The sequence below is a fragment of the Bradyrhizobium icense genome, assembly GCF_001693385.1.
Taxonomy (GTDB): domain Bacteria; phylum Pseudomonadota; class Alphaproteobacteria; order Rhizobiales; family Xanthobacteraceae; genus Bradyrhizobium; species Bradyrhizobium icense.
Genome location: NZ_CP016428.1, coordinates 3,945,989 through 3,959,847 on the forward strand (window position 1 = coordinate 3,945,989; position 13,859 = coordinate 3,959,847).

At 62.8% G+C, this 13,859-nt stretch carries 11 protein-coding genes and 1 tRNA gene; 7 read left to right on the forward strand and 5 right to left on the reverse strand.

The window, feature by feature from the left end; all coding sequences use genetic code 11:
* Nucleotides 1–859: 859 nt before the first annotated feature.
* A complete protein-coding gene (locus LMTR13_RS18605) occupies nucleotides 860–1,390 on the reverse strand; it encodes a DUF992 domain-containing protein (protein WP_236843430.1) in 531 nt (176 codons plus the stop codon).
* 431 nt (nucleotides 1,391–1,821) lie between these two features.
* Between LMTR13_RS18605 and LMTR13_RS18610 the strand changes: the two genes are divergently transcribed.
* The gene (locus tag LMTR13_RS18610) at nucleotides 1,822–2,139 is read left to right on the forward strand and encodes an ArsR/SmtB family transcription factor (protein ID WP_065729098.1); all 318 of its coding nucleotides are present in this window, start codon (nucleotides 1,822–1,824) and stop codon (nucleotides 2,137–2,139) included.
* A complete protein-coding gene (locus tag LMTR13_RS18615; protein ID WP_065729099.1) occupies nucleotides 2,136–2,621 on the forward strand; it encodes an SRPBCC family protein in 486 nt (161 codons plus the stop codon). The genes LMTR13_RS18610 and LMTR13_RS18615 overlap by 4 nt, the downstream gene beginning before the upstream one ends.
* 359 nt (nucleotides 2,622–2,980) lie before the next feature.
* On the opposite strand, the gene glnA is transcribed toward LMTR13_RS18615, so the two are convergent.
* On the reverse strand, nucleotides 2,981–4,390 hold the full coding sequence (gene glnA / locus LMTR13_RS18620; protein WP_028345760.1) for a type I glutamate--ammonia ligase: 1,410 nt from the start codon (nucleotides 4,388–4,390) through the stop codon (nucleotides 2,981–2,983).
* Nucleotides 4,391–4,541: 151 nt separating this feature from the next.
* Nucleotides 4,542–4,880: a P-II family nitrogen regulator gene (locus LMTR13_RS18625; RefSeq protein WP_027537227.1), complete on the reverse strand. Its 339-nt coding sequence runs from the start codon at nucleotides 4,878–4,880 to the stop codon at nucleotides 4,542–4,544.
* 387 nt (nucleotides 4,881–5,267) lie between these two features.
* Here LMTR13_RS18625 and LMTR13_RS18635 point away from each other — a divergent pair, with 387 nt between their 5' ends.
* Nucleotides 5,268–6,767 carry a bifunctional ADP-dependent NAD(P)H-hydrate dehydratase/NAD(P)H-hydrate epimerase gene (locus LMTR13_RS18635; RefSeq protein WP_065729101.1) on the forward strand — a complete coding sequence of 500 codons (1,500 nt, stop codon included), beginning with the start codon at nucleotides 5,268–5,270 and terminating at the stop codon, nucleotides 6,765–6,767.
* A gap of 168 nt (nucleotides 6,768–6,935) precedes the next feature.
* Here the strand turns inward: LMTR13_RS18635 and LMTR13_RS18640 are convergent, their stop codons facing one another.
* Together LMTR13_RS18640 and LMTR13_RS18645 are read right to left on the reverse strand one after the other, a co-directional pair.
* Nucleotides 6,936–8,018, reverse strand: a complete 1,083-nt coding sequence (locus LMTR13_RS18640) for an enolase C-terminal domain-like protein (protein WP_065729102.1) — start codon at nucleotides 8,016–8,018, stop codon at nucleotides 6,936–6,938.
* A 10-nt stretch (nucleotides 8,019–8,028) separates the two neighbouring features.
* Complete coding sequence (locus tag LMTR13_RS18645) at nucleotides 8,029–9,372, reverse strand: multicopper oxidase family protein (RefSeq protein WP_236843431.1); 1,344 nt, start codon at nucleotides 9,370–9,372, stop codon at nucleotides 8,029–8,031.
* A 121-nt stretch (nucleotides 9,373–9,493) separates the two neighbouring features.
* Here LMTR13_RS18645 and LMTR13_RS18650 point away from each other — a divergent pair.
* The 4 genes from LMTR13_RS18650 (at nucleotide 9,494) to clpX (ending at nucleotide 13,748) form a co-directional block, all read left to right on the forward strand.
* Nucleotides 9,494–9,578 (forward strand) — tRNA-Leu (locus LMTR13_RS18650).
* A gap of 171 nt (nucleotides 9,579–9,749) precedes the next feature.
* Nucleotides 9,750–11,114, forward strand: coding sequence for a trigger factor (gene tig, locus LMTR13_RS18655; protein ID WP_065732798.1), 1,365 nt, complete (start codon nucleotides 9,750–9,752; stop codon nucleotides 11,112–11,114).
* 297 nt (nucleotides 11,115–11,411) lie between these two features.
* The gene (locus LMTR13_RS18660; RefSeq protein WP_065729103.1) at nucleotides 11,412–12,047 is read left to right on the forward strand and encodes an ATP-dependent Clp protease proteolytic subunit; all 636 of its coding nucleotides are present in this window, start codon (nucleotides 11,412–11,414) and stop codon (nucleotides 12,045–12,047) included.
* A gap of 426 nt (nucleotides 12,048–12,473) precedes the next feature.
* The gene (gene clpX, locus LMTR13_RS18665; RefSeq protein WP_028345767.1) at nucleotides 12,474–13,748 is read left to right on the forward strand and encodes an ATP-dependent Clp protease ATP-binding subunit ClpX; all 1,275 of its coding nucleotides are present in this window, start codon (nucleotides 12,474–12,476) and stop codon (nucleotides 13,746–13,748) included.
* The last annotated feature ends 111 nt before the right edge of the window (nucleotides 13,749–13,859 follow it).

A 13,859-nucleotide genomic window follows, 5' to 3' on the forward strand; every position in this document is an offset into this window, starting at 1 on the left:
GCGACGTAACACACCATCGTCATCCCCGCGCAGGCGGGGATCCAGTACGCCGCGCCTTCTCGGTTCAATCATTGATGCCTCTGGAATACTGGATCACCCGCTTTCGCGGGTGACGACAACTGAATATGACTTCGCGATCTCGCGACATGTTTTGCCCGAGCTTTGCCATCAATTTCCCGCCCTCTCATCTAGAGGGCGCAGGGAAGACCAGGTGCTTGCTGCACCCGCGGTCTCGTGTGCCATTGCGCAAAACAAAACGCACACGAGCATACAGGTACAGCGGGAGCATCCCGGCCTTCCCTGCGCAATGGCTTTACGGCTTACTTCGTGCTCTTCCCGGAGAACGGCTCTTTTGCCTCCGTCACCACGCGGAAAACTTCCACGCGACTTAACGCCAGCACCGCGGCGCCCGAACCACACGACTTCGCCGTACGCTTCCGGCGCCTACGTCTTGCGCATTCAGCGTCCATCGCATTTCACCGCACGTTCGTGACGTTCGCGAGCGCCCCTCAATGGGTGAGACGGGCGGAGTTATGCCGATGATTTGCCCCTCGTGTTAAGCGGAATATTTTTGATTCCCAGCCTTGACACGATTTCTGAAAATCAGAAGTGATTTGCCCGTCGGCGTTGATTTGCCGCAACCCTAAGACGAGATCGCGCTTGCAAGCGAGGCAAAATCAGCAAGCGGCAAGTAGCCGGCGTGAGCGCAGCAACATGCGGGATTCGGTGAAAGTCCCGGACGTCGCTCCACCCATCCTACTGCACAAAACAAAAGGCGCCCGAATGCAGGCGCCTTTCGCATCTTGCGGCAAATGATCCCGGCGGCAAGCCGCCGACCAGTTCACCTGCGATGATGTCGTCACTGAGTCGTGCGGCGCGCGGGCGCAGCGGCCGGCCGCAGCTCCATTGTGGATACGCCTGCCGCAATATTCACGCCTGTCTGCCCCTGCACGGATGCCGGCTGCATGATGACCCTGCGGTCCGGGCCTCCAACCAAAACGTTGGCGCTGGCTCCGGCGCCGACCGTGCCGCCGGCGGTCGCACCCGTATAGGTTCCCGCCAAGGCCGCCCGGGGCAGTCTGCCCGGCGCAAAAACTGCCCAGGCCATCTGGCCGCCCGTCGTGGCACCGATGTCGAGGCCAAGCGTGCTGACGGCGCCCTCATAAGCCTCGCGCGCCCTGCCTCTCGTCGACGCATAGACACAGCTCAGTTGCCGCTGCCCGCCGATAACGAGGCCGACACCGGGCGCAATGTTGCAGGTGAGCGTGCCGACCCTCGTCCGCCCGGTGTCCTGAGCCGTGGCCGGAGCCGTGGCAAGAGCGAGCGCCAGGGCGACGCATGTGGTTGCGAGACTATTCAAGGTTGTTCTATTCAGGGTTGCTTTGTTCACGGGCGTCCTCCTTCGACGCATTCTGATGGACCCCCTCAACGCGAGCGACATTGCGATGTTCCCGTTCCAAGTCTCATTCCGGGGCTAACGGCATTACTGGCGGTAAGTCATCGATGTGCTGGTCGGCCGCAAGTAGCCCGCATGAACGCAGCAATAGGCGGGGTCGGCGAACGTCCCGAGTGTCGCTCCGCGCACCCGGGCGACGCGTGCAAGCGGCTCCTCGGCGTGCCCACCGGATTGTACAGAGAGGGGGCGGGGCCCGGCCCCCCTCTCGGCGAGCGCCCGCCACGTCGCCCACATGCCGCTCGGTGCCGGTCGAACTCCACCAAACCCTCAATTCGAACCCGCCTGAAGCCGTCGAAGCCGTCGCGCCCCGGCACGCTGCGAGCGCACCGATTGACAATATCATTAGTTTGTACTAATCATAAGTCATGGCTGTTGATAATTCCCAACTGGCTGCGCTTGGCGACCCGACCCGCCGCGCGATATTCGAGCTGATCGCAGAGCACCCGCGCTCAGTCGCGGAGATCACCCGGCAGGTTTTGGTCTCGCAGTCGGCTGTTTCCCAGCACCTCAAAGTGCTGCGCGAATCGCGCCTGGTTCGTGCCGAGCCGAAGGGTGCGAGCAACGTCTACCACATCGATCCACACGGGCTTGGTCAGATGCGTGCTTGGCTCGACCGGTTCTGGAGCAAAACGCTGGCGGCCTACAAGGTCGCCGTCGAGCAACCACCAGAGGAGTCACAATGAACACCTATATATCAGTTGCATCTGTGAAGCAGTTCGTCGTGGTCGAGGCGCCGATCGAGCGCGCATTCAAGGTCTTCACCGAAGACTTCGGCAGTTTCAAACCGCCCGAGCACAACCTGCTCGCTGTCCCGATTGCCGAGACGGTGTTCGAGCCTCGGGTCGGCGGCTACCTCTATGATCGTGGCGTCGACGGCAGCGAGTGCCGCTGGGCGCGCGTGCTGGCCTATGAGCCCCCGGACCGCGTGCTCCTGAGCTGGGACATCAGCCCGCGATGGCAGATCGAGACCGATCCGGACAGGACTAGCGAGTGGGAGGTGCGCTTCACCGCCGAGACGGCTGACCGCACCCGCGTCGAAATCGAGCATCGAAACCTCGAGCGCCACGGCGAAGGCTGGGAAAGCGAACGCGACGGAGTTGCCGGCGATCAGGGTTGGCCGCTGTACCTCAAGCGGTATGCCGACCTGTTGGCCCACAAGGCCTGACGTCCGCATGGCAACCGGCTCGGAGTGGGGACCCTGAATCTGCCCGAAGAAGGGTCTCCTCGGTTGATTGGGGAGGGCGAATGGTCGCCGGACGGAACCGGTCAGCGAGCGCGTAGCGCATAGGGCGGATTAGCGCAGCGTAATCCGCCAACAGTTGTTTCGCGCATCGGCGCGTTCGCATCCCGGCAAGCTAACAAAGTTCTTGATCGCGCAATACACCTCCGATTGCGAAAACGGCGGATTACGCTTCACCAACCTGCCCAATGTAACGAGGCGCACGGCGCAAAACAAAAGGCGCCCCTCGAGAGCGCCTTTCGCATTTCATGGGCCGCGATGCCGGCGGGAAACCCCGCCAGCCATCACTGCGAATAATACATCTCGAACTCGACCGGGTGCGGGGTCATTTCGAAACGCTCGACTTCCGTCATCTTCAGCTCGATGAAGCTGTCGATGAAGTCGTCGTCGAACACGCCGCCGTTCTTGAGGAAGGCGCGGTCCTTGTCGAGGTTTTCGAGCGCCTCGCGAAGCGAGCCGCACACCGTCGGGATCTGCTTCAGCTCTTCCTTCGGCAAGTCGTAGAGGTCCTTGTCCATCGCCGGACCCGGATCGATCTTGTTCTTGATGCCGTCGAGGCCGGCCATCAGCATCGCGGCGAAGCCGAGATAGGGATTGGCCATCGGGTCGGGGAAGCGGACTTCGACGCGCTTGGCCTTCGGGTTCGCCGTATAGGGGATTCGGCAGGAGGCCGAGCGGTTGCGCGCGGAGTAGGCGAGCAGTACGGGGGCCTCATAGCCCGGGACCAGGCGCTTGTAGGAGTTGGTCGACGGGTTGGTGAAGGCGTTGATCGCTTTCGCATGCTTGATGATGCCGCCGATGTAGTGGAGGCAGGTCTCGGAGAGGTCAGCGTATTTGTTGCCGGCGAACACCGGCTTGCCGTCCTTCCAGATCGACTGGTGGCAGTGCATGCCCGAACCGTTGTCGCCATAGACCGGCTTCGGCATGAAGGTGGCGGTCTTGCCGTAGATGTGGGCGACCTGGTGGATACAGTATTTGTAGATCTGCATCTGGTCGGCCATCAGCGTCATGGTATCGAACTTCATGCCGAGCTCGTGCTGGGCGGAAGCGACTTCGTGGTGATGCTTCTCGACCTTGACTCCCATCTTGGCCATGGCGCCGAGCATTTCCGAGCGCATGTCCTGCACCGAGTCCTGCGGCGGCACGGGGAAGTAGCCGGCCTTGGTGCGGATGCGGTGACCGAGATTGCCGCCTTCATACTCGGTGTCCGAATTGATCGGCAGTTCCGAGGAATCGAGCTTGAAGCCGGTGTTGTACGGGGTGGTCTGGTAGCGCACGTCGTCGAACACGAAGAATTCGGCTTCCGGTCCGAAGAACACAGTGTCGCCGACGCCCGACGATTTCACCATCGCCTCGGCCTTCTTGGCGATGCCGCGGGGGTCGCGGTTGTAGGGCTCGCCCGTGGTCGGCTCCAGCACGTCGCAGACGATGACCATGGTGGTCTCGGCGAAGAACGGGTCGATCGTCGCGGTCACCGGGTCGGGCATCAGGCACATGTCGGATTCGTTGATCGCCTTCCAGCCGGCGATCGAGGAGCCGTCGAACATCTGGCCTTCGGCAAAGGTGTCCTCTTCGATCATGCTGACGTCGAAGGTCACGTGCTGCCACTTGCCGCGCGGATCGGTGAAGCGCAGGTCGACGTATTTTACGTCGTTGTCCTTGATCGATTTCAGGACGTCTTTGGCGGTCTTCATGAATACCCCTTTTGGCTTACGGGACGATTTCCAGAATTCTAGCGACGGCGACCTTCGCGGACGATCTATGGAGATATCGCGAACGAAATCAGGCCGCGGAGGCAGCCCTTTGTCTTGTTTTTCAGTCGCAAAATGTCGGATAGCACCCGGCTCAGATAGCGTCCAGCCCGGATTCTCCGGTTCTGATCCGGATCGCTTCCTCGATGTTGGAGACGAAGATCTTGCCGTCGCCGATGCGCCCGGTCTGGGCGGCGCGGCGGATGGCGTCGATCGCCTTCTCGACCAGCTCATCCGAAATCACGATCTCGATTTTCACCTTGGGCAGGAAATCGACGATGTATTCCGCACCGCGATAGAGCTCGGCGTGTCCCTTCTGCCGGCCGAACCCCTTGGCCTCGGTGACCGTGATACCCTGCAGTCCGACTTCCTGAAGCGCCTCTTTCACCTCGTCGAGCTTGAATGGCTTGATGATGGCTTCAATCTTCTTCACTGAGCGCCTCCCGGGCATTTCCAAATTGCAGAGCAGAGATAGTCTCGATGTCGCAGCCCGGTGAACTTACCTGGCGCCGTCTGGTTTGATCCTTGCATCCGGCAAAGCCGAAACTGCTCATTATTGCCGCTGACTGCGACGATCCTGAGCTCGGCTTTGCAGCCGGCTTCCTCAAAAGCAGGGTCTATGCCAAGTTGCTAATGCGGCTGATTTCGGAACGTTATCAGACTTTTAACAGGCAAGTGAAAGAGGTTCGCCGGCGGCCTGCATGATAGCGAAGCTTACAAAATAGGCAAACAGATCGTTTCGTGTGCAGAAGGGACGAGGCGGACCGCGGGCGCAACGGGGGCATGCCTTCAGAAAAGGCGGATGGATCGAGGATTCGGCATGGAGATTTTGACCACGGCTGAGATGGAGCGCGCCGACCGGTTGACGATTGCCGGCGGAACGCCGGGCTTCGCGCTGATGATGAGCGCCGGCCAGGCCGTGGCGGAGGCCGCGATGGATCTGGTCGAGGAAGGGCCGATTGTCGTGGTCGCCGGCCGCGGCAACAATGGCGGCGACGGATTTGTGGCGGCAGCCGAACTCGCCGCGCGCGGGCGCGAGGTTTCCGTCATCCTGTTGTGCGAGCGCGACAGCCTGCAGGGGGACGCCGCGCTCGCCGCACGCGGCTGGAAATATCCGGTGCTGCCGTTCAACCCGCAGGCGATCGGCAAGCCGGCCCTGATCATCGACGCGCTGTTCGGTGCCGGCCTCAACCGTCCGGTCAAGGGCGATCCGCTCGAGATGATCGAGGCGATCAACGCCAATGGCGCGCCGGTGCTGGCCGTCGACCTGCCGAGCGGCATTAACGGCACCACGGGCGCGGTGATGGGCGCTGCGATCGACGCCGCCGAAACCGTGACCTTCTTCCGCCGCAAGCCAGCGCATCTCTTGATGCCCGGACGGAAGCATTGCGGCCGCGTCCGCGTCGCCGAGATCGGCATCGATGCGGGCGTGCTCGAGGAGATCCGGCCGCAGACGTTCGAGAACGTTCCGCAGAGCTGGCAAAAATCCTTCCCCGTGCCTCCGATCGACGGCCACAAATATGCCCGCGGCCACGCCGTGGTGCTGTCGGGGGAACTGGCGTCGACCGGCGCGGCGCGGCTGGCGGCGCGTGGGGCGCTGCGGGCAGGGGCCGGCCTCGTCACGGTGGCCTCGCCGCGCGATGCGCTGGCTGTAAATGCCGCGGCGCTGACGGCGGTGATGGTTCGCCCCGTCGATACCGTGGTCGAATTCGCCGACATGCTTGGTGACAGGCGGCTCAGTTCCGTCGTGATCGGGCCGGGCGCCGGCATCGGCGCGCGCACGCGCGATCTCGTCCACACCGCGCTGTCGACGAAACGCGGCCTCGTGCTCGACGCCGACGCGCTGACGAGCTTTGCCGAAGCGCCGGAGCGGCTGTTTGAGCAGATCAGGGCGAGTGAGGATCCGCAGGTCGTGCTGACGCCGCATGAGGGCGAGTTTCCGCGCCTGTTCAGCGATATCAGCAACAAGCACCCCGGCCGCTCGAAACTGGAGCGGGTGCGTGACGCTGCCCAGCGCTGCGGCGCGGTGGTGCTGCTGAAGGGGCCGGACACGGTGGTTGCCTCGCCCGACGGTCGCGCCAGCATCGCCTCCAACGCGCCGCCCTGGCTCGCGACGGCGGGAGCCGGCGATGTGCTGGCCGGCATGATCGCGGGGCTGCTGGCCCAAGGCGTGCCGGCCTATGAAGCTGCCTGCATCTCCGTCTGGATGCACGGCGAAGCCGCAGGCGAGGCGGGGCCGGGCCTGATAGCGGAAGACCTTTCGGAAGTGCTGCCCGCGGTGTTCCGCCGGGTCTATGACGAGTTCGGCGTCGAGTATTAGTTGCGCGTTCCCCGGATGCAGCGCAGCGCGCCGCTCTTCGCGGCGTGATGCGCTGCTGATCCGGGGTCCACAGGCCGCCGTGCATTGGTGGGTCCCGGCTCTGCGGAGCAGCGCTTCCGGACGATGCTTCGGATCGCCTAGGCTGCACCGCGTCCGGGACACGTGCCTTTACACCTGATACTTCGCGACCGCCGTCTCATTCCATTCCAACCCGAGCCCCGGTCCGCGCGCGGTGACCGTACCGTCGACGATCTCGGCGGGATGGGCGAGGATGACGCTGGCAAAGTCCAAAAATTCGAGCCAGTGCGCGGTCGGCGTCACCGCAAGCATGTGGGCGCTGGCTTCGGCGAAGAGATGGCTCGACATCGGGATGTTGGCGGCTTCGGCTTGGGCGGCGACCTGCAGCCAGCCGGTGACGCCGCCGCACTTCATCAGATCGGGCATGATGAAGTCGCTGGCACCTAGCGCTATCGCTTCGGCAAAGCCGCGCGGGAACCACCAGTTCTCGCCCGCCTGAATCGGTGTTGGTGAGTTCTCGCGGACCTGTGCGTGCCCTGACAAGTTTTCTTGCGGCACCGGCTCCTCGATCCAGCGCAGATCGTAGGGCGCGAGGCGTTCGATGCGGCGCGTCGCTTCTGCGGGATCGAGCGACTGGTTGAAGTCGATCATCAGCGCGATGTCGGGGCCGATGAGGGTGCGCACGCCCTTGACCACGCGCTCGTCATTGGCGGCATCGCCGTCGCCGCCCTTGATCTTGATGCCGCGAAACCCCTGCTCCAGCGAGCGGCGCAGCGCGCGCTCGTCGGCGACGGGATCGACCACGCCATAGCTGTCATAGGCCGGAATCGGTTTTGGCGAACCGCCGAGCAGTTCAACCACCGGCTTGCCGGCCAACTGGCCGAGCGCGTCCCAATAGGCCATGTCGAGGCCGGACACCGCCATGCCGACGAGGCCCTGCCAGCCGAGCAGGCGGAATTTTGCGTCCATCGTCTTCATCAAGTCGAAGGGCGCCACTGGCTTGCCAACCAACTCGCGCCCGATCTCCTCGATCAGGTGAACCAGCGGCTTCAGTGTCAGCTTGCTGTAGGCGAAAATGTAGGAGTGGCCAGTGACGCCCTGATCGGTCTCGACATCGATCAGGACCAGCGGTCCGACATCGATCACGCCAAAGGCGTTCTTCACGGGGCGCGCGAGCGGCACGACGAGCGCTCGCGGTTTGACGCTGCGGATGGCGGGAATCGTTTTGCTCATGATTTGCTCCTCATTCGACTGCGTACCATCGCACCAGCCGCGGTGCGGCCCAGTCGGCCGCGACGGATTCGACCAGCCAGCGGCCGGCATGTTCGGCGGCGAAGGCGATGCGTTGGGTCTGGCCGGGCTCGATCGCCAGCGTATCCAGCCAGAACGGCTTCCAGCCGTCGTCGAGCCGATCGAGCAGGCGGAAGTGATGGCCGTGGAGGTGGAAAACGGTGGCGACCGCGGCGCGGTTGGTGAGCGCCAGCACCACAGTGCGGCCTTTCCTGGCGCGGAAGGCGGGCGGGGCACTCAAGACAAAATTGGCCGGCGTCACCCAATCAGCGGAAGGTCCGCCCAGCACAACATCGATCCGGGTTGCCCCCTTGAGGTCGAGCCGCTCGGGCAGGCCGTTGGAGGGTAGCGGCGGGGCGGGTGGCAGCGGGGCCGCGCGGACCGGTGGTTCGCTTGAGACGATAAGCTTGCCGATCGGGCGGGCTTCCTTGCCATCATGCAGCAGGATCGCATTGGTCGTGCCCGCCGGAGCGGTCAAATCGATGAAGGCGTCGACCCGCCCGCCCGGCGCCAGCACCAGCGCTCCATTGCGGGCCAGGAACGGCTCCGATGGCTGGCTGTCGATGGCCATGACCCGGACGTCGAGCCCTTCCAGTTTGACAGCGATAACAGAGCGTTGGCAGCCGCTGATGATGCGGAGCCTGATCCGTTCGTTGGTCTGCCCTGAGAGTTCGAACGAAGTCCGGCCGTTAATCGTATGGAGGGACACGGTGTCCTTCGGATCGATGCCCGGGGGCATCGCTGTTCCATCGGGCCTTGCCTGCCAGTCCTCGATCAGGAGGACCTCGTCGCGGCCGACAGCGACCGGCTCGGTTTCGCGAACGATCAGCGGCCGTGCCCGCGTTGGTAGTGCCTGCAGGTCGCCAAGCAGCCCGGAGTCGCAGAGGAAGGTCCCGGCGTGGCGCAGGGGAAGCTGCAAGGTGGCCTTGCCGCCGCTTGCGAGGGCTGAGCGGGCCGTGAGCGGGGCGTCAGCCGGAATGCCATCTATGCCCCGCCAGTTGAGGACGACCGGCACCGGCAGCTCATTGGCAAAGGCGATTTGGGCCGTCTCGCCACGCTTGAAGATGAGGTCGGGTCCTTGCAGCGACCAGACCGGCGCGGCCGCGCCGCCCGGCCGGAGTGCGAGGGTCTCCGGTGTGGCCTGTAACGTCAGCGGGGGACGCCCTTGGGCTGTGCCGGAAACCGGCCATATCGGGGCCAGCGCTGCGGCGCCCAGCCCGGTCATCAGCTCGCGCCTGTTCAGCGGAAATTTGGGGCTTGCCATCGGACCGATGCGGACCATTTCTGATGTATCCATGCTAGCTGTGACGCCTTGCCCCGGTGCTGTCAAAAAAGGCCATTTTTTTGCTGCGGAGGTGTAGGCTCATGTTATAAGCCCGCCGCCCGCGGCATCGCGGCCGGGTATGGATGCTTTTCACGCGGGCGTGGCGGAACTGGTAGACGCGCTGGATTTAGGTTCCAGTGACGAAAGTTGTGGGGGTTCGAGTCCCTCCGCCCGCACCAAGCGCTCTATCCAAGCGTTTGCATGACGAATACTGGAAGGCCTGCTTTCCCTATGGGGAGGCCAAGGTCAGCCGAACCACCGGCGCAGGGGCTGCAAGGCTTGCGCGTCGAACATAATTAGACACTGCCGGGGCTATTTTGGTCCGGCGCAAGCGGAAGAAGATTGACACCATGCAGGTCACCGAAACCCTCGCCGAGGGATTGAAGCACGAGTTCAAGGTCAGCGTTCCCGCATCGGATCTCGATGCCAAGGCGGATGCCAAGCTGGTCGACCTCAAGGACAAGGTGAAGCTCAACGGCTTCCGTCCCGGCAAGGTGCCGGTCAGCCATCTGAAGAAGGTGTATGGCCGCTCGGTGATGGCCGAGACCATCGACCAGACCATCCGTGACACCAACACGCAGATCTTCACCGACCGCGGTTTCCGCCTCGCGACCGAGCCCAAGATCACGTTGCCGACCGAGCAGAAAGAGGTCGAGGAGCTGCTCGCCGGCAAGAGCGATCTGACCTACACGGTCGCGATCGAGGTGGTGCCGACGATCCAGCTCGCCGATTTCAAGACCTTCTCGGTGGAGAAACCGGTGGTGGACGTGACCGACGCCGAGGTCGACGAGGCGATCAAGCGCATCGCCGAGCAGAACCGTCCCTATGCGGCGAAGGCCGAGGGCGCCAAGGCTGAGACCGGCGACCGCGTCACCATCAGCTTCAAGGGGACCATCGGCGGCACCCCGTTCGACGGCGGCACCGGCGAGGGCATTCCGGTGGTGATCGGCGCAGGCCAATTCATTCCGGGTTTTGAGGAACAACTCGTCGGCATCGGCGCGGGGGAAACCCGCACGTTGAAGGTGTCGTTCCCGAAGAACTACGCCAGCGAGAAACTGGCCGGCCAGCCGGCCGAGTTCGAGACCACGGCAACCCTGATCGAAGCCCCAGGCGAGACTGAGATCAACGACGAGTTCGCAAAAACGCTCGGCCTGGAATCGCTCGACAAGCTGAAGGAGGCCGCGCGCGAGCGGCTGGTTGCCGAATGCGCCGGCGCCACGCGCCAGCGCGTCAAGCGCGCGTTGCTCGACCGTCTCGACGACAGCCACAAATTCGAGGCACCGCCGTCGCTGATCGAGGAAGAGTTCAATCTGATGTGGAACTCGATCAAGGCGGAGATGGAATCCTCCGGCAAGACCTTTGCCGACGAGAACACCACCGAGGAAGCCGCGAAGGAAGAGTACAAGAAGATCGCCGACCGCCGTGTCCGGCTCGGTCTCGTGCTCTCGGAGATCGGCGAAAAGAACAAGATTACGGTGACCGATGACGAAGTCGGTCGCGCGGTGATCGAGCGGGCGCGTTCGATGCCCGGCCGCGAGAAGGAAGTCTGGGACTACTATCGCAACAATGCCAATGCGCTGGCCCAGCTTCGTGCGCCGATTTATGAAGACAAGGTGGTCGATTTCATCCTCGAACTCGCCAACGTGACCGAGAAGAAGGTTTCGCGCGAGGACCTGTTCAAGGACGACGAGGCCGACGAGAAGAGCGCAGCCTGATCAATTTGGTCAGTCTGACGTTAATGATGAACGGCGATAGCGGCGCGGTGACGGCACCCGCCGCTATGAGATCGGTTGCGAATCAGTTTGAACTTCTCTCATTCGGCCTGCAATTCTCCCGGCCTTGTCGTCGGGAAATTGGCTCATATCTGTGAGCGGCTCGCATACGCGAGTTCTGAGTTGAAGTCTTGCATCACGGGACGTTCGTCCGCGCGCGGCAATCATGCCTGCCTTGTCGATGGATGTTCGCCGCCGTCTGTTCCGTACCTAACCGTCTACGAACCTTTGGGGTAACTAATGCGCGATCCCGTTGAAACCTACATGAACCTCGTTCCGATGGTGGTCGAGCAGACCAACCGCGGCGAACGCGCCTACGACATCTTCTCGCGCCTTCTGAAGGAGCGCATCATCTTCGTGACCGGCCCGGTCGAGGACGGCATGTCGACCCTAACAGTCGCGCAGCTTCTGTTCCTCGAGGCGGAAAATCCCAAGAAGGAAATCTCGATGTACATCAACTCGCCGGGCGGCGTGGTGACATCGGGTCTTGCGATCTACGACACCATGCAATTCATCCGTCCGCCGGTGTCGACGCTGTGCACCGGGCAGGCGGCCTCGATGGGCTCGCTGCTGCTCGCGGCCGGCGAAAAGGACATGCGCTTCTCGCTGCCGAATTCGCGCATCATGGTGCATCAGCCGTCTGGCGGCTTCCAGGGCCAGGCCACCGACATCATGCTGCACGCGCAGGAGATCCTGAATCTCAAGAAGCGCCTCAACGAAATCTACGTGAGGCACACCGGCCAGACCTACAAGGCGATCGAGGACGCGCTCGAGCGCGACAAATTCCTGACCGCCGACATGGCCCGCGACTTCGGGATCGTCGACAAGGTGATCGACAAACGCCCCGAAGAAGTGACGCCGGTGAAAGTCCCGTAAGGTAACGGATAGCGACACTCCGTGTTGACCTTAACGGCTGGTTGAATCGGCAAATCTGGCCGAAAGCCGCGCCTATGCCCCCGCATAGGCCGAAAGTTCCGCTTTCGTGCCGGTCTTGCGGCGTGGCACAAGCGCAACGCTCGGTCGATTTCGTCAACTTCTCCCCGTGCGAAAGCCGCAAATCACGGTATTGTCACGGGTAGCCAATCCGGCCCCGATTAGCGAATTCTTGATAGTCGGGTGTCAGCATGGTTGGCTGTGTGGGTTGGATTAAGATCGCGGGGGATTCGAGCAGCCGTGATTCGCACGGTGTGTAATTGAGTTAGGGTCTTTTCTGGTACGGAATTTGCTCTATCTACCTTCAGGCCGGTGCAGTGCCGGAATGGGTCGATCGGGTAACGGATCGAACGGCGGACGGAGACAGGAATGAGTAAGGTTGGCACGAGCGACTCCAAGAACACGCTGTATTGCTCGTTCTGTGGAAAGAGCCAGCACGAAGTCCGCAAACTCATCGCGGGTCCCACCGTATTCATCTGCGACGAATGCGTCGAACTCTGCATGGACATCATCCGCGAGGAGAACAAGTCTTCGCTGGTGAAGTCGCGCGACGGCATCCCGACGCCGAAGGAAATCTGCAAGGTGCTGGACGACTACGTGATCGGCCAGAGCCATGCCAAGAAGGTGCTCTCGGTTGCCGTCCACAACCACTACAAGCGCCTCAATCACCAGACCAAGCACAACGACGTCGAACTCGCGAAGTCGAACATCCTGCTGATCGGTCCGACCGGTTCGGGCAAGACGCTGCTGGCGCAGACGCTGGCGCGCATTCTCGATGTGCCGTTCACGATGGCGGATGCGACGACGCTGACCGAAGCCGGCTATGTCGGCGAAGACGTCGAGAACATCATCCTGAAGCTGCTGCAGTCGGCCGACTACAATGTCGAGCGCGCGCAGCGTGGCATCGTCTATATCGACGAAATCGACAAGATCAGCCGCAAGTCCGACAACCCGTCAATCACCCGCGACGTCTCGGGTGAGGGCGTGCAGCAGGCGCTTCTGAAGATCATGGAAGGCACGGTCGCCTCCGTTCCGCCGCAGGGCGGCCGCAAGCACCCGCAGCAGGAGTTCTTGCAGGTCGATACCACCAACATCCTGTTCATCTGCGGCGGCGCCTTCTCAGGCCTCGAGAAGATCATTTCCGCGCGCGGACGTTCGACCTCGATCGGTTTCGCCGCCCAGGTTCTGGCGCCGGAAGACCGTCGCACCGGTGAAATCTTCCGCCACGTCGAGCCGGAAGACTTGCTGAAGTACGGCCTGATCCCCGAATTCGTCGGCCGCTTGCCTGTTGTCGCGACGCTGGAGGATCTCGACGAGACCTCTCTGAAGAAGATCCTGACCGATCCGAAGAATGCGCTGGTGAAACAATACCAGCGGCTGTTCGAAATGGAGAACATCGAGCTCACCTTCGCCGACGAGGCGCTTGGCGCGGTTGCCCGCAAGGCGATCGAGCGCAAGACCGGCGCGCGCGGACTGCGTTCGATCCTCGAAAGCATCCTACTGGAGACCATGTTCGATCTGCCGGGCCTGGAAGGCGTCGAAGAGGTCGTGATCTCGCGCGAGGTGGTCGAGGGAACCGCCCGTCCGCTCTACATCTATGCGGACCGTTCGGACCGGGCCGTCGAGAGCAGCGCCAGCGCCTGATCGCGCTCGCCAGAGCTCGCTTGGATTACCCCCAGATAACCGGCTGCCGGATATTCCGGCGGCCGCTGTTGCGTAGCGTTTTCCGCGTGTTAGCCCGAAATAATGGGCATT